At 36.8% G+C, this 22,657-nt stretch carries 20 protein-coding genes, 1 pseudogene and 3 riboswitches; of the genes and pseudogenes, 17 read left to right on the top strand and 4 right to left on the bottom strand.

Annotation, left to right across the window (positions count from 1 at the left end):
• The first annotated feature begins 78 nt into the window (after positions 1–78).
• Both pdxR and HCH28_RS15745 read left to right on the top strand, forming a co-directional pair.
• Positions 79–1,494 carry a MocR-like pyridoxine biosynthesis transcription factor PdxR gene (gene pdxR, locus HCH28_RS15750; protein ID WP_221681923.1) on the top strand — a complete coding sequence of 472 codons (1,416 nt, stop codon included), beginning with the start codon at positions 79–81 and terminating at the stop codon, positions 1,492–1,494.
• 70 nt (positions 1,495–1,564) lie between these two features.
• A complete protein-coding gene (locus tag HCH28_RS15745; RefSeq protein ID WP_066036753.1) occupies positions 1,565–1,996 on the top strand; it encodes a DUF2935 domain-containing protein in 432 nt (143 codons plus the stop codon).
• Between the two features lie 79 nt (positions 1,997–2,075).
• On the opposite strand, the gene HCH28_RS15740 is transcribed toward HCH28_RS15745, so the two are convergent.
• Positions 2,076–2,441: a hypothetical protein gene (locus HCH28_RS15740; protein WP_221681921.1), complete on the bottom strand. Its 366-nt coding sequence runs from the start codon at positions 2,439–2,441 to the stop codon at positions 2,076–2,078.
• Positions 2,442–2,789: 348 nt separating this feature from the next.
• Here HCH28_RS15740 and HCH28_RS15735 point away from each other — a divergent pair, with 348 nt between their 5' ends.
• From HCH28_RS15735 to HCH28_RS15720, 4 genes and pseudogenes are all read left to right on the top strand, one after another.
• On the top strand, positions 2,790–5,837 hold the full coding sequence (locus HCH28_RS15735; protein ID WP_221681919.1) for a sensor histidine kinase: 3,048 nt from the start codon (positions 2,790–2,792) through the stop codon (positions 5,835–5,837).
• Entirely contained in the window at positions 5,834–6,937 is a 1,104-nt protein-coding gene (locus HCH28_RS15730) for a response regulator (RefSeq protein ID WP_221681910.1), read from the top strand. The genes HCH28_RS15735 and HCH28_RS15730 overlap by 4 nt, the downstream gene beginning before the upstream one ends.
• Positions 6,919–7,026: pseudogene (locus HCH28_RS15725) on the top strand (GNAT family N-acetyltransferase); the annotation flags it as partial. The gene HCH28_RS15730 and the pseudogene HCH28_RS15725, both read left to right, overlap by 19 nt.
• Positions 7,027–7,074: 48 nt before the next feature.
• Positions 7,075–7,542 (top strand): DinB family protein, encoded by a 468-nt coding sequence (locus tag HCH28_RS15720; RefSeq protein ID WP_221681901.1) that lies wholly within the window; start codon positions 7,075–7,077, stop codon positions 7,540–7,542.
• A 27-nt stretch (positions 7,543–7,569) separates the two neighbouring features.
• On the opposite strand, the gene HCH28_RS15715 is transcribed toward HCH28_RS15720, so the two are convergent.
• The gene (locus HCH28_RS15715; RefSeq protein WP_221681900.1) at positions 7,570–8,310 is read right to left on the bottom strand and encodes a DUF3888 domain-containing protein; all 741 of its coding nucleotides are present in this window, start codon (positions 8,308–8,310) and stop codon (positions 7,570–7,572) included.
• Positions 8,311–8,400: 90 nt separating this feature from the next.
• Between HCH28_RS15715 and HCH28_RS15710 the strand changes: the two genes are divergently transcribed.
• Positions 8,401–8,805 (top strand): hypothetical protein, encoded by a 405-nt coding sequence (locus HCH28_RS15710; protein WP_221681899.1) that lies wholly within the window; start codon positions 8,401–8,403, stop codon positions 8,803–8,805.
• Between the two features lie 47 nt (positions 8,806–8,852).
• On the opposite strand, the gene HCH28_RS15705 is transcribed toward HCH28_RS15710, so the two are convergent.
• Positions 8,853–10,334 (bottom strand): Lsa family ABC-F type ribosomal protection protein, encoded by a 1,482-nt coding sequence (locus HCH28_RS15705; protein WP_221681895.1) that lies wholly within the window; start codon positions 10,332–10,334, stop codon positions 8,853–8,855.
• Between the two features lie 564 nt (positions 10,335–10,898).
• Positions 10,899–11,078: riboswitch (cobalamin riboswitch) on the top strand.
• Positions 11,079–11,252: 174 nt separating this feature from the next.
• Between HCH28_RS15705 and metE the strand changes: the two genes are divergently transcribed.
• The 9 genes from metE (at position 11,253) to HCH28_RS15660 (ending at position 20,334) form a co-directional block, all read left to right on the top strand.
• Complete coding sequence (gene metE, locus HCH28_RS15700) at positions 11,253–13,550, top strand: 5-methyltetrahydropteroyltriglutamate--homocysteine S-methyltransferase (protein WP_221681892.1); 2,298 nt, start codon at positions 11,253–11,255, stop codon at positions 13,548–13,550.
• A gap of 138 nt (positions 13,551–13,688) precedes the next feature.
• Positions 13,689–13,881, top strand: a riboswitch (cobalamin riboswitch).
• 149 nt (positions 13,882–14,030) lie between these two features.
• Entirely contained in the window at positions 14,031–15,647 is a 1,617-nt protein-coding gene (nikA, locus tag HCH28_RS15695; RefSeq protein ID WP_255601561.1) for a nickel ABC transporter substrate-binding protein, read from the top strand.
• A 71-nt stretch (positions 15,648–15,718) separates the two neighbouring features.
• The gene (gene nikB, locus HCH28_RS15690) at positions 15,719–16,672 is read left to right on the top strand and encodes a nickel ABC transporter permease (RefSeq protein ID WP_255601560.1); all 954 of its coding nucleotides are present in this window, start codon (positions 15,719–15,721) and stop codon (positions 16,670–16,672) included.
• 2 nt (positions 16,673–16,674) lie between these two features.
• Entirely contained in the window at positions 16,675–17,484 is an 810-nt protein-coding gene (locus HCH28_RS15685; RefSeq protein WP_255601559.1) for an ABC transporter permease subunit, read from the top strand.
• A 13-nt stretch (positions 17,485–17,497) separates the two neighbouring features.
• The gene (locus HCH28_RS15680; RefSeq protein WP_221681887.1) at positions 17,498–18,271 is read left to right on the top strand and encodes an ABC transporter ATP-binding protein; all 774 of its coding nucleotides are present in this window, start codon (positions 17,498–17,500) and stop codon (positions 18,269–18,271) included.
• A gap of 10 nt (positions 18,272–18,281) precedes the next feature.
• Positions 18,282–19,088 carry an ABC transporter ATP-binding protein gene (locus tag HCH28_RS15675; RefSeq protein ID WP_255601558.1) on the top strand — a complete coding sequence of 269 codons (807 nt, stop codon included), beginning with the start codon at positions 18,282–18,284 and terminating at the stop codon, positions 19,086–19,088.
• A gap of 190 nt (positions 19,089–19,278) precedes the next feature.
• Entirely contained in the window at positions 19,279–19,644 is a 366-nt protein-coding gene (locus HCH28_RS15670; RefSeq protein ID WP_221681886.1) for a DUF2089 domain-containing protein, read from the top strand.
• Between the two features lie 12 nt (positions 19,645–19,656).
• On the top strand, positions 19,657–20,043 hold the full coding sequence (locus HCH28_RS15665; RefSeq protein ID WP_016991732.1) for an SHOCT-like domain-containing protein: 387 nt from the start codon (positions 19,657–19,659) through the stop codon (positions 20,041–20,043).
• A 9-nt stretch (positions 20,044–20,052) separates the two neighbouring features.
• The gene (locus HCH28_RS15660) at positions 20,053–20,334 is read left to right on the top strand and encodes a hypothetical protein (RefSeq protein WP_221681885.1); all 282 of its coding nucleotides are present in this window, start codon (positions 20,053–20,055) and stop codon (positions 20,332–20,334) included.
• A 55-nt stretch (positions 20,335–20,389) separates the two neighbouring features.
• On the opposite strand, the gene HCH28_RS15655 is transcribed toward HCH28_RS15660, so the two are convergent.
• The gene (locus HCH28_RS15655) at positions 20,390–20,875 is read right to left on the bottom strand and encodes an NUDIX hydrolase (RefSeq protein ID WP_221681884.1); all 486 of its coding nucleotides are present in this window, start codon (positions 20,873–20,875) and stop codon (positions 20,390–20,392) included.
• A gap of 246 nt (positions 20,876–21,121) precedes the next feature.
• Positions 21,122–21,317, top strand: a riboswitch (cobalamin riboswitch).
• A 192-nt stretch (positions 21,318–21,509) separates the two neighbouring features.
• Here HCH28_RS15655 and mmgD point away from each other — a divergent pair.
• Positions 21,510–22,631 (top strand): citrate synthase, encoded by a 1,122-nt coding sequence (gene mmgD / locus HCH28_RS15650; protein WP_221681882.1) that lies wholly within the window; start codon positions 21,510–21,512, stop codon positions 22,629–22,631.
• The last annotated feature ends 26 nt before the right edge of the window (positions 22,632–22,657 follow it).

Raw genomic sequence — 22,657 nt, 5'->3', positions numbered from 1 at the left:
AATGTAGATTTTATTATAATCAATCACTGGCACCTCTTAAAAGTGCCAATAACGCTATTTCTAAAGGAGCCAAGAAGCATGCTCGAAATGACCCCAAACTTGAATAATCAGGAACCACTTTACCTTCAATTATATAACTATATAAAAGCAGAAATCCAAAATGGAAAGATAAGAGCTCAAAGCAAATTGCCGTCTCAGCGTAGTTTAGCTAAACATTTACAGATTAGTCGCAACACAGTAGATGCAGCATATCAGCAGCTTCTTGCAGAGGGCTATGTGATAAGTAGAGAGCGAGATGGACTATATGTGGTTGACCTTGAAAAAGGTTATTTTCAAGGAGGCCCTCATCATTTTGAACCACAACTAGCGACTCAGCAGAAACAAGACAGACCAGCGATTAAGTACGATTTTAATTATGGGGATATTAATCTAAAAGATTTTCCCTTTAAAATATGGCGTAAATTATCGATGCAGAGCCTTGATGAAGAACAGGCTCAACTCCTTTTATATGGAGATCCACAGGGAGAGCTGAAATTAAGAAATTATATGGCAAGCTATCTTTATGAATCAAGAGGGGTGCAATGTAGTGCAGAGCAAATCGTTATAGGAGCAGGCTTGCAGTTTCTTCTGGGTATCGTATGTAACCTAATTGGACGAAATGAGCTTTTTGCTATGGAAGATCCAGGTTATTATCGCGTTCGTTACCTGTTTAAAGATACTGGGATAAAGGTGAAACCAATCCCACTTGACGAGCATGGTATTCATATCAATCCGTTAAGGAAAAATAATATCAAAGCTGTTTATGTCACCCCCTCCCATCAATTTCCTCTAGGAACGGTTATGCCTATCTCAAGAAGATTAGCATTACTAGAGTGGGCAAAGGAAGAAGATGCTTATATCATCGAGGATGATTATGATGGAGAATTTCGATATGCTGGAAAACCGATTCCTGCACTACAGGGGTTAGATTCGAGTGATCGCGTCATCTATATGGGCACCTTTTCAAAATCTTTGATTCCAGCCATTAAGCTAAGCTATATGATATTACCTAGAAAATTAATAGATTTATTTCATCAAAACAATTACTATGTTCAAACTGTGTCTAGACTCCATCAGCATACGTTACAGCTATTTATAGAGAGTGGGCATTGGGAGAGACACTTGAATAAAACACGAAATAGTTATAAGCGAAGATATGAGGCCTTACTAAAGTCCATTCATCAAACTTTTGGGGAAAATGGGAAAATTTATGGAGCGAGCAGTGGCTTACATATTTTACTTGAACCAAATAATAAGATGACTGAAGAGGAATTGATTGATACAGCAAAAATGGTGGGTGTTAAGGTCTACCCTACATCTGTTTTTTATGCAAATCCCTTGGGTGTTCAGCCCGCAAAGGTATTACTTGGATTTGCTAATCTAGCGGAAGATGAGATTGACACAGGCATTAAGCTATTAAACAATGCTTGGTTTAACAGTACTACAATGACGTGAATCTCTTTCAAAGTTCTATTTCTACATTTCTTGTATATACATAGTAGAGAAAAGTGGGAGGGGGATTTTTATGCAATTTTATTATGGCCATCAAATGCCATTACGTGTATTAGATGAAGCTGAATTTTGGAAACATCAAGAAGAGGAGCATACAGTAGTAATCAGAGAGCTTGTGAAAGATTTGGAGCAGCAATATGTCGATGCGTTAAAGGAATGGGAAAAAGCTTTCGCTCAAACACATCAGCAAGTTGTGAGATATATAGAAACCGTCAATCGTTCACAGGGACAAGTTTCTCCAGCTTTGTTTCAGGATATTTTACAGCTTACTTCCTTCTGTCTGCAACAGAGTGATCAATTTATTCAATTTTGTCGAACGCTTATGCAAGAAAGTCAACCGATAAGCGCCAATCCGACAGCTAAAGTTGTATTAAATCATATCATTGTAGAATCCGAATATTTTATCGGGATTGCTCAAACCATTTTATATCAACAGAAATACTAGGTCTTAACGTCTGGAAAATGGAGTTTGGAGAAGGGACACTTGCCATACTCCATTTTCAGGTCGCTACACCCTAAAAATATTAACTATTCGGAATTTTCTCTTTATATTTAAAGGAGAGGAGGCTTAAAGAATAGTTTTTAAGTGTATCTGTGTGAACAAAGTCATTTAAAATACTTTCAATTGAATGACAATGTTGATTGATTAAATTAATTTCTTCTATATAATTTGAATCAATCAATACTTCTTTTAATGTTTTAAACACTACTTTCTGCTCGTTAAATAAATAAACCAGTTCAAACCTAGCGTTCAATACTAGAGTGGTAATCTCAGGAAAAATAATTCGATCCTTTAGTACTTCAAGAATGGAATCCACGGATTTTACTCCTTCAATAGCTTGTAAAGCTGAAAAAACACCATTTAATAACTCTTCAAAATCAACCTTCATCAAAATCCTCCATCAATCAAAATCCTTTTTGATCATAACATTTTTTCAGAAAAATTTTAATGATTAATATTTTCCTTCAATAATGTGGAAAGACTATTTAGACAATAGTATGTTGTTGAAAAACAAATCCCTTCACATACTTGCAGAGGCTAATAAAAATCCATAATCTGCTCACAATCATTTTTTTAAAATAACAACAAATAAAACATCAAGAAAGGTATTATTATTGTTTGTTTAGATTTTGTTCAAACACAGTATGCTACTATCTCAAAAGGGGTTGATTGTAAAAACTGTGAGCAATATGATGTAAAGATACATCATAAATGATCGATCTTTGGGGGCACGGAAATGAAAAAAAATATCATAATTATTGTCAGTATAATCATGCTTTTTGTGATTGATTTTTTGATTGGTAATTGGCAATATTTCTCCAATAATCAGCCGAAAATTATACATAAAGGTGTAGGAAAGTTAGAGGAAGAGCAATTATTAAAGCCTGTAAAGCTAGAAGGCGAATGGGTATTTTATCCAAATGTATTAATTTCTTTGGGGGAAAATTTTGATAGCTATCAACATAAAAAACTGAATTTAAATGTACCCTTTAATTGGCAATCATATGTAGAGCCAAATGAAGAGGGGCTTTCGGTGGGAACCTATCACGTCAGCATAGAGGTACCATCAGATGGATTTTACGGCCTATATATTCGAACGATTCGTCAAGCTAGTCGTGTATTCATTAATGGCGTTGAGGTAGGGGCTAAAGGAAATCCAAGTAGCGTTTTAAGTGCGTATGCATCTGAAAATGATGATAAATATACCGTGTTTTCTCCTAGTGTCAATAAAAAACTAGACATTGTCATCCATGTTGCAAATTACAATTATCCTCAGGCTGGAATTGTTTATCCTATTGAATTTGGTACGATGAAGGCTATTCAAAAGCATTATCACTGGAAATTGGTTTTAGATATAGTAGTGAGTATAGGTCATATGATAGTTGGTGCGATCTATGTCTTTACATTTTTACAGAATCGCAAGCGTAAAGAAGAGTTATTTTTTGGTCTTTTTACTATTTCATTAGGGTTTTATATGTCGTTTATCAATCAAAAAGTGTTTTTCCTGTTATTTACTGATCTATCAACGGTCAATCAATTACGTCTGCAATTAGGAATCATTCCACTTGCATTGCTTGCTTTAACATTTTTTATAAATGCGATGTATCCACAATTACTAGAAAGAAAAATTTTATACACGCTTGCCATATTGCTTGGTATCGTGTTTGTTATGTACGGTATCTATAATCCCTTTACTAAAAATGAAAGGGCCTCCTCAGAATTTGAAATGATTATGAGAAAAATAATCTATATTAGTGTCACCGCTCCGGTTATATTCTATAATATATGGATTCTTATAAAGGTCATGCTAAAACGTCTAGAGGCTGTGCGTTATGTGCTAATAGTTATTACAGCGATTAGTTGTTATTCCATTTTACTCATTTGTAACTTTTTATTTGGGACGCCTTTTGACTATACAGAATTTTTGTTATTTTTATTAATATTATTTGGCTTTGCCTCATTATTAAATTATCGTGCCAATCAAGCATTTTTAAAAATAGCAGCATTGTCAGAAGAATTGCTTGAACATAACCAAATGAAGAATGAATTTCTTCTGAAAACATCGCATGAACTCCGTGCCCCCCTAAACGGAATATTAAATTTATCCAAATCCTTAATGGAAGGTGCTCAAGGACCATTAAAACGATCGCAACAGGAGCAAGTTATTCTAATTCACAGCGTTACACAGCGCATAGGTCATTTAGTAGAAGATTTATTGTTTTCTTCCAATCAAATGACAGGAGAATTAAGGATTAGTCTACGTAGTGTATCTCTGTCTGTTATACATGAAGTAGTGGCCGAAATTCGTAGTGTAATGCCCAAAAATAGTCAAGTAAGGGTAGCAGCAGAGATAAACTGGGATTTGCCAAAGATCTTCACGGATGAATTACGCTTTAAACAAATTTTATATAACTTGCTGCATAATGCTATTAAATTTACACAAAACGGAACAATCACAGTCACTGCGCATGTTGAACAGCAGCAGATGGTCATCCAAGTAAGTGATACAGGCTGTGGAATTGCGACACAAGAGTTAGATCGTATTTTTAACGCCTTTTATCAAGGAAACAATCATCATAATAAAGAAGGGTTAGGTTTGGGACTAAGTATTACTAAAAATATTGTTGAAAAATTAAATGGTAACATTCATGTGACAAGCACTGTAGAGGAAGGCACAACATTTACATTTACAATGCCTCTCTCAACACCAGAAAACGTAAGTAATGAACAAGCTACCATTACATCGCATACCGATACAGAAATACAGCTTCGATTACCTCTTATTTATAAAGGAAGTGATAAAAAAATACTGGTGGTAGATGACAACCATGTTAATATAAAAGCTTTAACGGAAGCATTAAGTTTAAAGGGATATACAGTGATCGCCGTAGATAATGGCTTTGATGCGATCGATTATATTAAAACCAATCATGTAGATTGTATGTTAATTGACCTAATGATGAATGGGATGTCAGGTTATGAGTTATGTAAACGTGTACGTAAACAATATGATATGCTGGAACTACCCATAATTATCTTAACTACAGTTATGAAGCAATCTGACTTACTGCAAACGTTAAAAGTTGGGGCGAATGACTATCTACAAAAGCCGATTTCTACCGATGAACTTTTTATTCGTATTGAATCTTTATTGGCTGTTCGACAATCTTCAATCGATGCGATCGAAGTAGAAATGAACTATTTATATTCACAGGTCACACCACATTTTGTATATAACACCCTTAATACGATTATTGGTTTAAGTTATACAGATATGGAAAACACACGTGAAGCTCTTTATTGTTTAGCCACTTATTTCCGTGCAAAATTGAATGTTCATTACCGAAATAGCATTGTCCCCATTGATGAGGAGATGGAACTTGTAAAAGCCTATTTATCGATTGAAAAAATGCGCTTTGGAGATCGTTTACGTATTAAATATGATATTGACGAATCTATTCAATTAGGAATCCCTGCTTTGTCCATTCAACCATTAGTTGAAAACGCAGTATTCCATGGAATCTCTAAGAAAGTAGAGGGAGGGACCATTGAATTAAGCCTACAGAGAGAGGGACAATTTGTAAGAATAAAAATCTATGATAATGGTGTAGGAATTTCAGAAGAAAAAGTGCACCAATTGCTTAATGAAGAAAGTACAAGAATTGGCTTTATGAATCCATTAAAGAAATTTAAATTAATAAAAAATGCTAGTTTACGAATTTACAGCGAAGAAGGAAAGGGAACAACAATTGTCATTTTATTACCAGAGGGTGGTGGCACATGAATATAATGATCGTTGATGATGAAAAATTGGCTATTGATGTTTTAACTATTATGGTTAAACAGCTTGCCCAATTTCAGATTAACATTAAGGGGACATTTACAAATTCAACTGAAGCCCTCCATTTTCTTGAAAAAGAAATAATAGATGTAGTGTTTTTAGATATTGAAATGATTGACACACACGGTATGCAACTTGCAAAGCAGTTACTACACAAGCAACCATCCTTACAAATTATTTTTGTTACAGCTCATACACAATTTGCAGTGGAGGCTTTTGAAGTAGAGGCAACGGATTATTTATTAAAGCCTGTGCATGAAAAACGACTGATTATTGCGTTAACAAAAGCACAGAAAAAAATGGTCGTTACGTTGGCGCCGAGGGATGAGAAGAAAAACTCATTATATGCGCATACATTAGGCAGCTTTTATCTACTGGATGTTCAACATAATGTGATTAAGTGGCGTACAAGAAAAGTACGTGAACTATTTTTATATTTACTATTTCACCAAAAAAGACCTATGTTAAATGCAGTTCTTTTAGAGGAATTGTGGCCAGATTTGGACTTTGAAAAGGCAGCTAGTAATTTACATACAACTATTTATCATTTAAGAAAGATATTAAAGGACAATGGCATTCAAGATCCAATACTCTTGGTCAATAATCACTATAAATTAAATGCTGAAATTCAAACTGATTATGATGAGCTGAATCAACTATTGGAGCAGGATCAACATGATGAGAAATCCATTCAGCAGTTATTGAATTGCTATGAGGGTGATTTTTTAATAGATGAGGAGTATTTATGGGTTAATCAAATTAGGCTCCGCTTAAAGCAAGCTGTATTACATGTGCTTGAACAGTATATTGCACGTCCAAACGCTGCCCATACTTTATTAAAGTATAATTGCCTACAAAAGCTATTAGAGCTAGATGAATATAATGAACACTATATGTTTCAATTGTTAGAATTCTTAATTCAACAAAATAGAAAACAAGAATGTATAAAATTCTTTGAATCTATAGAGGCAAAATTAGCTGAAATTGATCTCCCTGTGCCAGAAAAAATTTATAGACAATACAACGAGTATATAAATCATTAGATTATCAAGAAGTGGGGAAAATTCCTCAATATACTATTTCATCAGATGGAGAATTAGAAGCAACCGTAATTTACTATAAATTAATTTAATCCATGGTATTCAATAGAACTGAAAACGTATAGAAAGGGAGCTAGTATATGAACGAAGAGCAATTATTTAAGCAAATGAAAATGTGGCGTAATTGGACTGTTGAATTTCTACGTACAATCCCTGAAAATATTGCTGATCAGATACCCGCTGGACATCATAACAATATTCGTTGGAATGCTGGTCATCTATTAGTTGGTTGGGATCATACCGTTTTTCCAGCTGTTACACAAGAAAGGCGTTTGCCCCTATCCTATCATGTAATGTTCCCAAGTGGCAGTAAACCAGATAACTGGACTGAGCAACCGCCAACAATGGATCAAATCATTATACTCCTAGAGGAACAACCCATTCTTATTGAACAAGCTTGTGAAGGACATTTACATGAACCGCTTAAAGAACCTTTTTTAGGTATGAAAACATTAGGCGACATGGTTGTCTTTCATATGAACCATGAAAATTTACACATGGGGATTATAAAAAGTATGATGCAAACGCTCTTAAAGAATGAAGCCTAACTGATGGAATCAGTTGGCTTCATTTTTCTATATATACCACGGCAACAAATCCTCCATTTTCTTACCTGGCTTACTTGTTTTATCTGTTACGATCCATGTGCCGTCTTTCTTTTGCAGTTGATAGCTTACATTTGTACCATCCGCCCTTTTAAAGACCATATAGCCTATATTACCCTTGATAAAGGTGACAGGGTCTATGACATTTTTGTAGGGAATCTTTCGATCAGGAAATAAAATATGGGTCACTATTTCCTCTGCAATCGTAGCAAGGGGTTTCATATCACTATTTATTTCAGCTTGATATTGCAATTGATCGTAATGATAGGAAGTATACGATGCTAAGTCCAGCTTAAAACTCTGCTGTATATCTAACAGTGTTGCCCTATAGAATGCGTTTATTGCTTTTTCTACATCATCTGCCTCATGTATATAGCGAAGTGTGCTGACACCAGTTGGACTGACTTCAAATGTAATGATTTCCTTACTGTAGGGTGGGGAATGTGCATGCTCAAAGGTAGTAGCTTCCACGTCAACCCTAAAGCTAAACTGACTTTCTCTGACAATCTTTAAAATTTTCACATCATATAAGCCGTACTGCTTAGGATAGCCGTAGTAATGATCAATTTCCTTTTCGATAAATGGATTAAGGATTGTAATGAATGTGTCCCTGATTAGCTGATCATCAGCTTGTTCACCTTGCGCATAAATCTTACATGGCACAATGAACATAGTGAAGATAGCCATTAAAACATAAGCAAATTTTTTCATGGAATAGTGACCTTTCTGCAGGATGATACTTTATAGAGTGCACCAATCACAGCAAATTATCGAGCATTTTTAAAGAAAGGGAGTTGAACAATGGGAAAAATAATACTGCCCTTTTTATGTATGCTTTTGTTATTTCCAACAGCTACTTGGGGGTCAGAACCTGAAGGCTTAAAATGTCCAAATCCAGATGTATTGATGAAAACAACGGAGAAAGACAAAGATGAGCTTAGGCAAGCATTAGCTGACATCATTCCAAAAGTATATGGCTCAAGCCCTGATTATCAGGAGTGGCAAATTGAGGTGATAAAGCCCATGCCCATATTAACTGGCATGGAGGAGAATTACTATAAAATGGTGGTGAACTTCTGTGGAGAAAATGTGACTAATCACTCCTGGTTTGTTCGATTAAGGTTTCCAAGATTACTGCCAGCGCAAAGTGCATCACTAGGTGAGCTATATATCGTGAAAGAGACAAATACTAGATGGGTCCATTGATTTCAATATCATTAAAAAGGAAGAATCCATAAAATGGATTCTTCTCTTTACGACATCGCTACCGTTTTCGTTGCTACAGTTTGTTGAAATGCCTGATCATGCTCAACAATCACCATTGTGAGATGGGAGCTTTTTATAAGCTCTTCAATCTGCATGCGTGAATAGATATCAATAAAATTGAGTGGTTCATCCCAAATATATAAATGAGCCTTCTCACACAAGCTTTTAGCAATCAGGAGCTTTTTCTTTTGCCCACCAGAATAATGAGAGATATCCTTCTCAAATTGAATACGCTCAAAATCCATCTTGCGCAGGATTGATTTAAATAACGTCTCATCAATACCATACTCTTCAATAAATTCCGATAACAATCCCTTTAAATGGGATGTATCCTGTTGAACATAGGAAATGACTAGACCTGAAGCTAACTTTATGGAGCCTGTATGTTGGATGGGCTTACCTAGAATAAGTTTTAACATACTACTTTTTCCGCTTCCATTTTTGCCATCTAAAACAACTCGATCCCCTTGTGCCACTTTGAAGCTAATAGGCTTATTCACGATATGGTTATCGTATTGAATGGATACATCTGTTACAGCAACCATTTCTTTAGATGAACATGATAATGGCTCTACTTTCAATGACTCAGTTTTTTCCACATTTTTTAGCAGCTTTGATTTTTCCTCAATAGCTCTTTGTTGTCTGGATTCCAGATTCTTTGCTCGTTTCATCATCTTAGCTGCTTTATGCCCGACAAAGCCTTTGTCCAGCTTTGAACCTGAATTGGTTGTGCCATTTTTGGAGGCTTCCACTTGATTAGACCATCCTACCGAACGCTTTGAGGATTGTTTTAATCTGTCGATATCTTTTTGCAGTCGTTGATTGGTTACTTCTTCGTGCTCCTGCTGTCGATCAAAATTTAACTTCCAAGAAGAATAGTTTCCACTTTGAACGTCAATATTGGCTCTATTGATCGATAGAATATGGTCAACGCAGCCATCTAAAAAGCTTCTGTCATGTGAAATTAAAATAAATCCTTTTTTCCTGCGAAGATAATCTGAAACCGTCTTTCGTGCATCCGTGTCTAGATGATTGGTTGGCTCATCAATTAATAAAAATTGACCCTCTGTCAAAAACAACGCAGCAAGCAGCACCTTTGTTTGCTCGCCATTGGATAATGTTTTAAAAGGACGATACATGACCTCTGCATCTACATGTAGGTAAGCTATTTCACGTAGACATTCCCAATCCTCTGCCTGAGGACAAATTTCCTCAAATATTTCGTGGGTATATTTATTTGGATTTGAAACAGGGTAGGGGAAATAAGTAAAGTCTACAGAAGAGATGATTTTTCCGCTATACTCATATTTTCCTAATAACAACTGAAAAAATGTTGTTTTACCTCGTCCGTTTCTACCGATAAATCCAAGTTTCCAATCCGTATCGATTTGAAAGTTGACATTCTCAAAAATATTGTCAAAGCTGCTTGGATAAGAAAAAGTTAAGTTTTGTACTTGTATCATGGACATGATAATTCCTCCTTTGTATTACAACAGTTTACTTTTCATACAAAGTCGGTCTATCCATCTATGTTTTATTTCTCCGTATAAGCAGATGGATATTAACGACTTATACGGAGTGTTACATGCGTCACAATAGTTTCTGAATCGCTCATATTTTCCCTCTCCTTTATGGGTAAATGAAAGGTGCAAAATCAACTATGAAAGCAAGAAAAAATCCCTCCAATTGTGCATTGGAAGGATTAGTCTTTCACTGAATAAATACAATTTGCCATTTGTGTCATGACAAATACAATGCAAACTGATTGTTAAAAATGGATAGACTAACCCTATATTTTGTGTTTGAAATCATTCAATTCAAATGAAAATATAGTTTAGTTCTTCATTGTCCATTCATCAGTCCTCTCATAATTGTCTTTTTATAGTAACAAATTTTTTTACAGAATACAATGTAACCTTATTTTCATTCAGTACGATACAACAATTCCTATAATATTTATAGAAATAATTTATATAATAGTTGAAAAATAATTTCTACTATTCTGAAATGTGTGCTATAGTAGGAGCATAATTGAATATTGTGTAAGACTTGGTGCCAAATGAAAGTTTGGCTTAAAAGGGAAGTCGGTGCAAATCCGACGCTGTCCCGCAACTGTAATTCGGAGCAAATCACAAATGCCACTGGGGAAACTGGGAAGGCTGTGAGGCGTGTTGATGAAAAGCCAGGAGACCTGCCAATTTCTAGTACACACCAAATACCTACGTGGAAATAGGTGGTGAAAAGTGACCAAATAGGCACTGTGCGATAATGATTATGCGAAAGTAGATACTTTTTCGTATTGTTTTAGCATTATTAATTTTAACATGCAGCCATTTTCCTAACAGGAGAATGGCTTTTTATTTTTTATAAAAAAGGAGCTTAAAAACATGAACTATACAAGTACATTGATCGGTTACCCCTATATAGGGGAGGAACGCGAATGGAAAAAAGCATTAGAAGCATTTTGGCGCAATGAACTTTCTGAAGAGGACTTTGAGGAAAGATTAAAGAAGATTCGTCTAGCTAGAATCGACAAGCAGCTACAACTGGGTATCGAAATGGTGACAGTTGGTGATTTTACGTATTACGATAGAATGTTAGATACGGCTTTAATGTTTGGTCTAGTACCAAAGCGCTTTAACTGGCAAGGTGGTAAAGTCGATTTACATACCTACTACAGTGTAGCAAGAGGGAATAAAACAGCCGTAGCGAGTGAAATGACAAAATGGTTTAATACCAATTATCACTATATTGTTCCTGAGTATGAGGGACAAAACTTACAACTAACAGAAAATAAAGTGTTAGCTGACTTTTTAGAGACGAAAGAAGCATTCGGGATCATCGCGAAGCCGACATTGATTGGTCCCTATACATTTTGCAAGTTAACGAAAGGCTACAACAAATTAACACAGGTTGAATACTTATTAACCTTATTACCGCTCTATACGCAGGTATTAAAAGAGTTAGTGGATGCAGGTTCCACTTGGATTCAGCTAGAAGAGCCATCCCTTGTTACAACTCTTGATCCAGCAGAGATAAAGCTGGTGCAAGAAATTTACGACCAGTTAGCCATTGCCGTTCCGGAGGCTAAAATAATGCTACAGACTTATTTCGAAGCTTTAAGTGCCTATGAAGCATTAAGTACATTGCCTGTTCAAGGATTCGGTTTGGACTTTGTTCATGGCTATAAAGGGAATATGGAGTCACTGCGTCAATTCGGTTTCCCGCAGGATAAAGTATTGGCAATTGGGGTTGTAAATGGCCGTGATATTTGGCGTTCAAACCTTGCAGAGGTCAACGCGACGATTCAAGCCATTGAACAGCTAAGTCATGCCGAAGAGCTATGGATTCAACCATCAAGTAACCTACAGTACGTTCCAATCACAACCTCTCTTGAAAATGAACTTGACCCTGTTTTAAAGCAGGCTTTGGCCTTCGCAGATGAAAAAATCGTAGAAATCACGGGGCTGACTAAATTCAGACGAGATAAAGATGGTTCCTTACAACATAATTTTTCAGAAAGTATGAAGGCGATTGAGGCTCTAAAAAATCATCCAATCCGCCAAAATAAGTTAATTCATCAAGCCGTTCAAACTGTAACAAAGCAAGATTTTGAACGACACAGTAATTTTACGAAGCGACAAACGATCCAACAACAAGCCTTAGGATTACCGCTGTTTCCAACAACTACAATCGGTAGCTTCCCGCAATCAGATGAAGTGAAAAGAAATCGTAATGCTTGGCGAAAGAAACAACTAACAAATAAAGACTATGAGGCATTTATAGAAGAGGAAACTAAGCGCTGGATCACTATACAAGAGGACCTAGATATCGATGTACTCGTTCATGGTGAATTTGAGCGTACAGACATGGTAGAATATTTTGGTGAAAAATTGACTGGCTTTGCCTTTACAGAAAAAGCATGGGTCGTGTCATACGGGTCACGTTGTGTGAAGCCTCCGATCATTTATGGAGATGTTGCGTGGGCCTCACCAATTACCGTAAAAGAATCAGCCTATGCTCAAAGCCTAACAAAGCGATTTGTAAAGGGCATGCTGACAGGGCCAGTAACGATATTAAATTGGTCCTTTGTGCGCGATGATCTTTCCCGTCAAGATGTCGCTTATCAAATTGCATTAGCACTTCGCAAAGAGGTGGAAGCACTAGAAAACGCAGGAATTTCGATTATTCAAGTGGATGAGCCAGCACTAAGAGAAGGTTTACCGCTTCGAAAAGAAGAGTGGGGGGCTTACTTAGATTGGGCTGTCAATTCCTTCAAGCTTGCTACATCTAGTGTCAAAGATGAAACACAAATCCATACACATATGTGTTACTGCGAGTTTAATGATTTCATCGAACCGATTAGCGCACTAGATGCAGATGTGATTTCCATAGAAACATCACGAAGCCATGGGGAACTTATTTCTTCACTACAAGTGCAGCCCTATATTAAAGGAATTGGCTTAGGCGTCTATGATATTCATAGCCCTCGTGTACCAAGCGAGGAAGAAATGCTCACTATTATGAAAGATAGTCTACAGGTGCTGGACCGTCATCAATTCTGGGTGAATCCAGATTGTGGCTTAAAAACGAGAAAAGAAGAAGAAACCGTTGCAGCATTAGCGAATATGGTTGCTGCTACTAAAACATTGCGTCAAGCCGTACAGCAATCTACATCAAGCTAACGAAGTGATTTTTTAATCTACTACATCTACTCTCCAATTACGAAGACTAGGGTAAATTCCTAGTCTTTTTATGTTATTTATTATATTCAGAAAATAAAATTGACGTGAACAGGCGAGCATGTTATGTTTATTACTAATTTCATAGCAATCATTACAAGTTTGAGTGAAATCGTCTTTCATTCAATTAAAAGGAAAATGGGTGAAATCCCCATGCTGTCCCGCAGCTGTAAATGAGTAGTTTTGTTTCAAATACCACTGAGTGAGTACTTGGGAAGGTGAAGCAAAATGATGATTCATGAGCCAGAATGCCTGCTTGTAAGAAGATTCATTGATGATCTACGAAAGATAGGGAGATGGATGGAGACTTGCTCATCGTGGGTTTTTCTGTCCTTATTCTTTTTTAGAATAAGGTTTTTTTATGCCCTCTCTTCTTCAACAAGTAGATTTATTTGTACTACGGATAGAGATAGGAGACAGAAAATGAGATTGATAAAGTATTTACTTCCTTTCCTGCTTGTCCTGACGTTCAGTTTACTTGCTGGCTGTACAGGCATGGATGAAGAAAAGGAAAAGACCTCAGCAAACCAAACAGATGAAAAAAGGATAACGATTGGCTGGCCATTAGATGTGGGTCCATTGAATCCTCATACATATTTACCGAATCAAATGACTGCCCAAGCAATGGTTTATGAATCCTTGGTGGAATACAACGATGATGGTACGGTTACGCCTAAGCTCGCCGAAAGCTGGGACATCTCCGAGGATAAAACTTCGTATACTTTCCATCTAAGAAAAGATGTGAAATATTCAGACGGCACCGCATTTAATGCAGATAATGTCATTCGTAACTTTGACGCCGTATTAGCGAATCGAGATATGCATTCTTGGATGGGGATGGTTAACCACATGAAAGAGGTTGTAAAAGTGGATGATTTTACAATTCGTCTGCAATTGGATGAGCCATATTATCCTGTCTTAAACGAACTTGCCTTTGTCAGACCTTTCCGTTTTTTAGGGGATAACGGATTCCCAGATGGTGATATGACGCAAGATTCTATCAAAGCACCGATTGGAACAGGCCCTTGGGTATTAACTGAATACAAAAAGGATGAATATGCATTATTTAGTCGCAATGAAAACTATTGGGGAGAACAACCATTAGTAGAACAAATAAAAGTAAAAATTATCCCAGACTCAGAATCTATTTCATTAGCATTTGAAAACGAAGAATTAGATTTAATTTATGGCCGTGGCATTATTAGTTTAGATAACTATACGTATTTAAAAGACAGTGGCAAATACAAAACTGCTACCTCTGAGCCTTTATCTACGAAAGCACTGCTATTCAATACACAATCTGGTCCATTATCTGAGTTAAAGGTACGTCAAGCCATTCAGTATGCTATTAATAAGGAACAAATGGTCGACAGTATTACACATGGTACGGAAAAAGTAGCGAACACATTGTTCTGGGATGCAATTCCTTATGCCAATATAGATTTAGCACCTATTGTATACAATCCAGAAAAAGCCCAACAATTGCTAGATGAGGCAGGGTGGACATTACCGAAGGGTGAAAAAATTCGTTCAAAAAACGGACAGCCGTTGACTTTAGATTTGATTTACATTGCATCCGATGCGATTCAAAAACCAATGGCAGAATTAATGCAAGGTGAACTCGCAAAAATTGGCGTTCAGTTGAATTTAGAAGGGGCAGATGTAATGGTCGGTCTTCAACAATTGATGGATGACCAGGTAGATATTAATTTCTGGCGGACCAATGGACCACCTACAGATCCACATAGCTTTGCAAATGAATCAGCTACACCAAATGCTAGTGGTGTGTATGAGGCGAAATTAGGCTTAGCAAACGCCAAAGAAATCGATACGAAAATTCACCAATTATTAGTAGGGACAGATGAAGAGGAACGCGTGCAGCTTTACACAAATATTTTAACGATGTTTCATGACCAGGCACTCTTTTACCCTATTTCTTACGAAACAAATAATGTGATTTATCAACCATCTCTAAAGGATTTTGCCCCACGTGCATCTGAATATGATATACCTTATGCACAAATGGCTAAAGAAAAATAAAAGTGGAGGAGAGAGTGTGTCTAGCAGAGACAGCTCTCTCTTTATCATAGGATTGAGTAGGAAGTGACAGCATGTATGAGTCGACATGGATGTTTTGTTTAAAAAGAATTTTAACATTGCCCTTTGTCTTATTAGGCGTTTCCATCCTAACCTTTGTATTTATTCGTTTTGTTCCAGTAGAGCCTGCTGAAGTCATACTACGTTTGGCAAGGGTTGCGCCAACAGAGGAAGCCATTCAGGCATTACGTGAAGAGCTAGGGACGGACAAGTCATTTCTTCTTCAATATTTACTATGGGGAAAAGGCGTATTACAGCTAGATTTTGGAACATCTTTTGTTAGTAAATTACCCGTGGCACATGAGCTATTCTCGAAATTACCCGCAACCATTGAATTAGCTATTGCTGCGTTTATCCTCATTTTAGGGCTAAGTATTCCATTCGGGGTAATAAGCGCATTGTATAAGCACACCATCATCGATAAAATCATACAATTCTTTTCCATCTTGAGTGTGTCGATTCCAACCTTTTGGTTAGGTTTCCTATCACTCTATTTATTTAGCTTAAAATTAGGACTCTTTCCGACAAACGGGAAGGGGACACCTGCTCATTTAGTTTTACCCGCCTTCACACTGGCGTTACCAACAATTGGATTATTCGTTCAGTTTATCCGTTCAACCATCCTAGAAGAATTACAACAGCAATATGTTCAATATGCACGGCTAAGAGGATTAAAAAGCTCTGTGATTCTTATCCGTCATGTGTTGCGAAATGCTGCTATTCCCTTGACTTCCTTGCTAGGCATGACCCTTGGCAATCTATTAGGTGGAGCCGTGATTGTGGAGCAGGTTTTTAGCTGGCCAGGACTCGGCAGGTACTTAATAGAATCCATTATGAACAGGGATTATCCAGTTGTACAATGCTATGTATTAATTATTGCGGTTATCTATGTGCTTGCCAATTTATGTACAGATATATTGCATCGTTTATTGGACCCTCATCTAATGATGAAGGGCAGGAGAGATTAAAAATGAAATTCGTACGAACAAAAAGTGGCAACTTAACAGGATTAATTAGTCTATCCCTCCTTGTCATTATTGGCTTATTAGGATTGTTTGCACCAATTTTAATGCCACACGACCCTTTTGCTGTCGATATAGCTAAGAAATTTTCAGTTCCGTCTTGGGACTATCCATTAGGTACAGATCATTTAGGAAGGTGTATCTTGTCACGCATTCTTTTAGGTATTCGTTATTCTTTAGGATCAGCGCTCATCATTCAGCTAGTTGCCATTGTTTTAGCTATCCTACTGGGTGCTTTTGTAGCATTGAAAAGAGGGTTAATCGATTTTCTTTTTATTCGATTATGTGATATTTTATTAGCCTTTCCTACACTCGTACTTGCATTTGGGCTGTTAGGTATATTAGGCCCTAGCTTAAAAAATGTTTTAATAGCGCTCATTTTTACACAGCTTATTTATTATGCAAGAATGGTCCGAAGTTTGTTTATTGGCGTGAATGAGAAAGACTTTGTTCAAGCTGCAAGGATTACTGGCACTACAGGTATCCAATTAATTAAACGCCATTATATACCCAATATATTGCCATCTATTGTCACGATTGTTGCATTAGATATTGGGAAGGTGATTTTAGAAATTGCAGGCTTTTCCTTTATCGGACTTGGCGTGCAGGCACCGATCCCAGAATGGGGCATGATGATCAATGAAGGGAAGCAATACATGCGGCAGCATCCTGAATTAATGCTTTATCCTGGGCTTGCCATCATCCTTGTTGTGTTATTGTTTAATCAATTAGCAAATCGTTTAAAAAAGCTTGACTAGTAAAGGGGAAGTTATGGAGAAAGTTTTAGAAGTGAAAGACCTCACAGTCAAAATCAGAGAGAAAAATATATTAACCTCTATCAATCTGACAGCTTATAAAGGGAGAGTCTTAGGAATTATAGGGGAAAGTGGCAGTGGAAAGACCATGCTTTGCCATGCCATCATGCAAACATTGCCGTCCTTTGCACATGTCAGCCAAGGTGAAGTACTCTATCTGCAAGAAAATTTATTGAACGTTTCAGCTGCTAAATGGAGAGCTTATCGTGGCAGACATCTTTCGATGATTTTGCAAAATCCATCCGCTGCATTCGATCATATTCAAACGATTGAAAGTCATTTTCGAGAAACATTAAAAGCACACTTTAAACTAACAAAAAAAGAAATGAGACAGATCGCCCTTGATGCTTTGAAAAAAGTTCATTTACCTCAGCCAGAGCAGCTTTTATCCTACTATCCTTTCCAGTTAAGTGGAGGCATGCTACAGCGAGTGATGATTGCTCTGTCATTGGCGATACAGGCCTCCCTCTACATTGCAGACGAGCCTACGACTGCTCTTGATACCATCAATCAAAAACAAGTATTAACACTATTTAATCAAATTCGCTCAGCAACAGATGCTACCATACTCCTTGTCACGCATGACTTAGGTGTCATTGCTGAGCTTGCGGATGATGTGGCTGTGATGTATCAAGGAGAAATCGTTGAGCAAGCAAATGTTTTTGATTTTTTTGATGCGCCTCAGCATCCCTATACAAAGAAGCTTTTACAAGCAAGAATGCTATTTTAGAGGTGAAAAAATGACGTTGCTAGACGTGAAAAATATAGACATGCATTATGCTCAAAGACCAGCCCTATTTCAACGAGGACAAAAAATTCCTGTATTACAAAAGATGTCATTTTCACTTCAGGAGGGAGAATGTCTCGGAATCGTCGGTCAAAGTGGTTCTGGAAAAAGCACATTAGGACGCATTATTTTAGGGATTGAACGACCAACAAACGGAGAGCTGCTCTTTCAAGGTGTCAATTTATACGAAGCACCCAGCAAAGAGAAAAAAATGATACGAAAAAATTTACAGGCTGTTTTTCAAAATAGCTATCATTCATTTAATCCAAAACAGACGATTTTCGAAATACTCGAAGAACCGTTTTTGAATTTCGAGCATTTTAGCAAAGTAGAGCGACAACAGAAGGTAAGGGAGTTACTAGACTGTGTAGAGTTAGAGTGGGCAATGGCTCAAAACTATCCCTCACAGCTAAGTGGGGGACAGCAGCAACGAGTCAACATCGCTAGAGCTCTTGCATTAAAGCCGAAACTGATTGTTTTAGATGAGGCCATTAGTAGTCTTGATATGATTTTGCAAAAGACGATTATAGAACTATTACAATCACTGCAAAAAGAGCTACAGCTTGCTTATATATTCATTTCACATGATTTACAAGCCACACGTTTTATGTCAGATCGCATCCTAGTGATGCAGCATGGTCAGCTAGTGGAGGAGATAGGCAAGGACGGGACATATCAGCACCCCGCTTCACAAGAATTATACAATGCTATTTTGCCATCACACCCCCGAGAAAGAAAAAAGAAGGATAGACTAAATTAAACAGAAACTCCATTTTGAAAAAATCAAAATGGGGTTTTCTTAATTATTAAAGCATTTTAGAAATAAAATTAATAATATCAATTATAAAATTAACTTTATTTATATTTTAATTCAAATAATTAATTTTTATTATTTACTTCTTTAAATTCTTTGTTATATAATCAACTTAACTTAAAGGAAGGAGTTCACTATGGCTTATCAAGTAATCACAAATTGCCCTGTCTGCAGTAAAACATTGAAAATTACGAAGTTACAGTGTGCTCATTGTCACACAACCATTGAAAATGAGTTTGAATTGTCGAAGCTAGCATCCTTATCAAACGATCAGCTTCATTTTGTGGAAGTATTTTTAACCTGCCGAGGAAACATTAAAGAGGTTGAAAAGGAACTGGGGATTTCGTATCCAACTGTTCGAGGCAAGCTCAATGAAATTATTTCATCCCTTGGCTATGCTCAAAAGAAGAAAAATGAAGTAGACGAAAAAAAAATTGTAAGCATGCTGGAAAATGGCGAAATCACAACGGATGAAGCCATAAAGCTCTTAAAAGACGAATAGGGAGGAACGACCATGAAAGAGGAAATTACAAAAGTGTTAACGATGATTCAAGAGGGCAAAATTGATGCGGATAAAGGATCAGAGCTGATTCAAGTGCTACAACAGAAAGAAGAATCAGAGAATAAATTTGTGGAAAAAACAAAGTATTTAGATAAAACATTAAAGGTCCGTGTTGTATCCACCGAAAATGATAATGTCACGGTAAATTTACCAATTAAACTTGTCAAAGCCGTATTGATGGCAGGACACAGCATCGCTGCAAGTATTCCGCAATCTGAAAAATACGTAAAAGATATCGACATCAATCTTCTTCTTGAAGCGATTGAAAATGAACTAGATGGACAAATTGTAGATATAAAATCAGCAAACGGGGATTCCGTTGCAGTCTTTATTGAGTAGAGGCGACGAATGATGCATGTAAAAGTGAAAGCAAAAGACGTTCGCTTTACCGTCCCTGTTCCCTATACTGTGCTAACCATTGTCCTCTCCATTTTAACTTCTAAATGGATACAGCAACAAGCCAATAAGTGGACAAAGGCATACTTCGATAAAAAGAAAATAGACTTGACCTTTCCGCTCATCGACAAAGAAATGCTAAAGCCGATTATCAAGGAACTACAAAATTATAAAGGACTTGTGCTAGTCGATGTCAAAGCTCAGGACGGGACTGAGGTTAAGGTTAGATTATAATACGCAATATAGAATGATTTGAGCATGTTATGATAAAAGCATGCTCTTTATTCTTTTAAAGAGTGTCAGTTACAAAAGAACTACCTAAACCCCACAATGTATCTTCTAAATTGCTTAATAGCATTTTCGTTCTCTTCTCAAGATGGTCTGGCAGCTCATTCTTACTGAAATATGTAAGTTTCAAGCTCTCATCATCCTTCATCTCCAATGTACCCCTGACATTTTTTGCAACATAAAGATGAATAACAGTATAGACTTCATCACCATTTGGATATTGGAAATAAAAATCTGGCCCTGAAAAAACACCAACCAAGTTAAATCCATTCGCTACAAGTCCTGTTTCTTCATGAAGCTCACGAGCAGCAGCTTCTTCTAACGTTTCGTTTAGCTCCAAACCACCGCCAGGTAATCCCCAATCCAACGTATCTGATCGATGTTGAAAGAGAATTTGTTTGTCATCGTTAACCACAAGAATTGTCGCTCCAATACTGATAATTGGTCTACTTCCGATGTGTTTCCTTAATTCTGACATATACCCCATTTTGGCCCCTCCTATAGATCATAAAATATTATTCGCCTTTCTCCCTATAAAAACCTCTATTTTCCATGTAATGCTTGAAAATGGATATATTGATATAAATGTACAATCTTTTTTGTACGAAATATTGCTAAAAAATACAGAATAGTTCATTAAAGATGAAAAATAGCTTTTTATAATCAGTCTTTTCTGAATTTTACCTATATTGATTGTTTCGAAAACTCTATGTTAAGGTAAAAAGACAAATTGAATATGCTAAATTTTGGTGGTTCAAATAGGAGTGGATTCTATTTGATTAAAAGGGAAGTTGGTGAGAGTCCAACACTGTCCCGCAACTGTATTTAGGAGCTCGATAACAAAGCCACTGTTTTGCTTGTCAAAATGGGAAGGTGTTATGGGAGCGTTGATCATAAGTCAGGAGACCTACCACGAAAGAAGCATCAATTAACCTACGAGGATAGGGAGGTGTTAGCTACTGCATGATTTTTGTGAATTTAGGTAAATTCACTGTTATTTGGTCTGTCATGCTTTTGTAGATTAACAACTTCTAAAAAGGGATAGAAGTTGTTTTTTTGTTGTTCTGTCGTGTTTGAATGGTAACGCTTACAAGAATAATTAAACAAAGGGGCTGTCATTAATGGAGTTAAATTATTCACCAGGTCTTGATGGAATCATTGCCACTGAAACAAAGCTATCTTTTTTAGACACTGTAGGAAGTCAAATAGTTATTCGAGGCTATGACTTGATTGAATTATCACAGCGATATTCGTATTTAGATATTGTTTACTTATTGCTGCATGGAGAAATACCAACTACGGAGCAACAGGCTGATTTACAGGACAAATTGAAAGCTCATTATCAGGTACCACAAGAGATATTTCAAATTTTCAAGCTATTGCCTAATGGAACACATGCAATGGATGGGCTTAGAACAGGGATTTCCGTTTTAGCAGGCTTTGATCAGCACATCAATGATCGTTCAACTGAAAGAAATTTAGAGCGAGCATATAGACTTTTAGGCGGTATGCCTAATATCGTAGCAAATAGCTATCGTGTATTAAATGGACAAGATGTTGTCGAGCCGGATAGTCAACTTTCCTATAGTGCCAATTTTTATTACATGATTACGGGTAGAAAGCCAACTGCGTCAGAAGAAGAAATTTTTGATCAGTCACTCGTTTTATATAGTGAGCATGAGATGCCAAATTCAACATTTGCAGCTCGTGTCATTGCATCTACACAATCTGATTTGTATGGTGCTTTAACGGGGGCTGTCGCATCATTGAAAGGGAATTTACATGGAGGAGCTAATGAAGCAGTCATGTACATGCTTCTTGAAGCCAAAACAGTAGAAGGCTTTGAAGCATTGTTGAAAAACAAGCTACAAAATAAAGAAAAGATTATGGGCTTTGGCCACCGTGTCTATATGAAAAAGATGGATCCAAGAGCGCAAATTATGAAAGAAGCCTTGCACAAATTATGTTTGGAGCAAGGGAATGACCGTTTATATCGCATGTGTGAAGCTGGTGAAAAAGTGATGGTACAGGAGAAAGGGTTGTATCCAAATTTAGATTATTATGCAGCACCCGTGTACTTCATGCTTGGTTTGCCGATTGAAATCTATACGCCAATCTTCTTTGGCTCACGCACAATTGGCTTATGTGCCCATGTAATTGAACAGCATGACAATAATCGATTATTTAGACCTCGTGTCAATTATATTGGCGAGCGTCATAACCTTGAAGAATTGTCGGTATAATCAAGTTTTAACAACTCGCCATAAAG

It is taken from the genome of Lysinibacillus sp. K60 (assembly GCF_019731275.1).
Taxonomy (GTDB): Bacteria; Bacillota; Bacilli; order Bacillales_A; family Planococcaceae; genus Lysinibacillus; species Lysinibacillus capsici.
Note: the sequence above shows the minus strand (reverse complement) of the source record. Positions and strands in the feature narration are given on the sequence as shown.

Bases quoted from the DNA above. Each gene is read 5' to 3' on its own strand.
- HCH28_RS15680 (WP_221681887.1), top strand. From the start codon at position 17,498: ATGGAGAAAGTTTTAGAAGTGAAAGACCTCACAGTCAAAATCAGAGAG.
- HCH28_RS15705 (WP_221681895.1), bottom strand. From the start codon at position 10,334: ATGTCCATGATACAAGTACAAAACTTAACTTTTTCTTATCCAAGCAGC.
- HCH28_RS15740 (WP_221681921.1), bottom strand. From the start codon at position 2,441: ATGAAGGTTGATTTTGAAGAGTTATTAAATGGTGTTTTTTCAGCTTTA.
- HCH28_RS15720 (WP_221681901.1), top strand. From the start codon at position 7,075: ATGAACGAAGAGCAATTATTTAAGCAAATGAAAATGTGGCGTAATTGG.
- HCH28_RS15730 (WP_221681910.1), top strand. From the start codon at position 5,834: ATGAATATAATGATCGTTGATGATGAAAAATTGGCTATTGATGTTTTA.
- HCH28_RS15685 (WP_255601559.1), top strand. From the start codon at position 16,675: ATGAAATTCGTACGAACAAAAAGTGGCAACTTAACAGGATTAATTAGT.
- HCH28_RS15710 (WP_221681899.1), top strand. From the start codon at position 8,401: ATGGGAAAAATAATACTGCCCTTTTTATGTATGCTTTTGTTATTTCCA.
- nikA (WP_255601561.1), top strand. From the start codon at position 14,031: ATGAGATTGATAAAGTATTTACTTCCTTTCCTGCTTGTCCTGACGTTC.
- HCH28_RS15655 (WP_221681884.1), bottom strand. From the start codon at position 20,875: ATGGGGTATATGTCAGAATTAAGGAAACACATCGGAAGTAGACCAATT.
- HCH28_RS15670 (WP_221681886.1), top strand. From the start codon at position 19,279: ATGGCTTATCAAGTAATCACAAATTGCCCTGTCTGCAGTAAAACATTG.
- HCH28_RS15715 (WP_221681900.1), bottom strand. From the start codon at position 8,310: ATGAAAAAATTTGCTTATGTTTTAATGGCTATCTTCACTATGTTCATT.
- HCH28_RS15660 (WP_221681885.1), top strand. From the start codon at position 20,053: ATGATGCATGTAAAAGTGAAAGCAAAAGACGTTCGCTTTACCGTCCCT.
- pdxR (WP_221681923.1), top strand. From the start codon at position 79: ATGCTCGAAATGACCCCAAACTTGAATAATCAGGAACCACTTTACCTT.
- metE (WP_221681892.1), top strand. From the start codon at position 11,253: ATGAACTATACAAGTACATTGATCGGTTACCCCTATATAGGGGAGGAA.
- HCH28_RS15665 (WP_016991732.1), top strand. From the start codon at position 19,657: ATGAAAGAGGAAATTACAAAAGTGTTAACGATGATTCAAGAGGGCAAA.
- mmgD (WP_221681882.1), top strand. From the start codon at position 21,510: ATGGAGTTAAATTATTCACCAGGTCTTGATGGAATCATTGCCACTGAA.
- HCH28_RS15745 (WP_066036753.1), top strand. From the start codon at position 1,565: ATGCAATTTTATTATGGCCATCAAATGCCATTACGTGTATTAGATGAA.
- nikB (WP_255601560.1), top strand. From the start codon at position 15,719: ATGTATGAGTCGACATGGATGTTTTGTTTAAAAAGAATTTTAACATTG.
- HCH28_RS15735 (WP_221681919.1), top strand. From the start codon at position 2,790: ATGAAAAAAAATATCATAATTATTGTCAGTATAATCATGCTTTTTGTG.
- HCH28_RS15675 (WP_255601558.1), top strand. From the start codon at position 18,282: ATGACGTTGCTAGACGTGAAAAATATAGACATGCATTATGCTCAAAGA.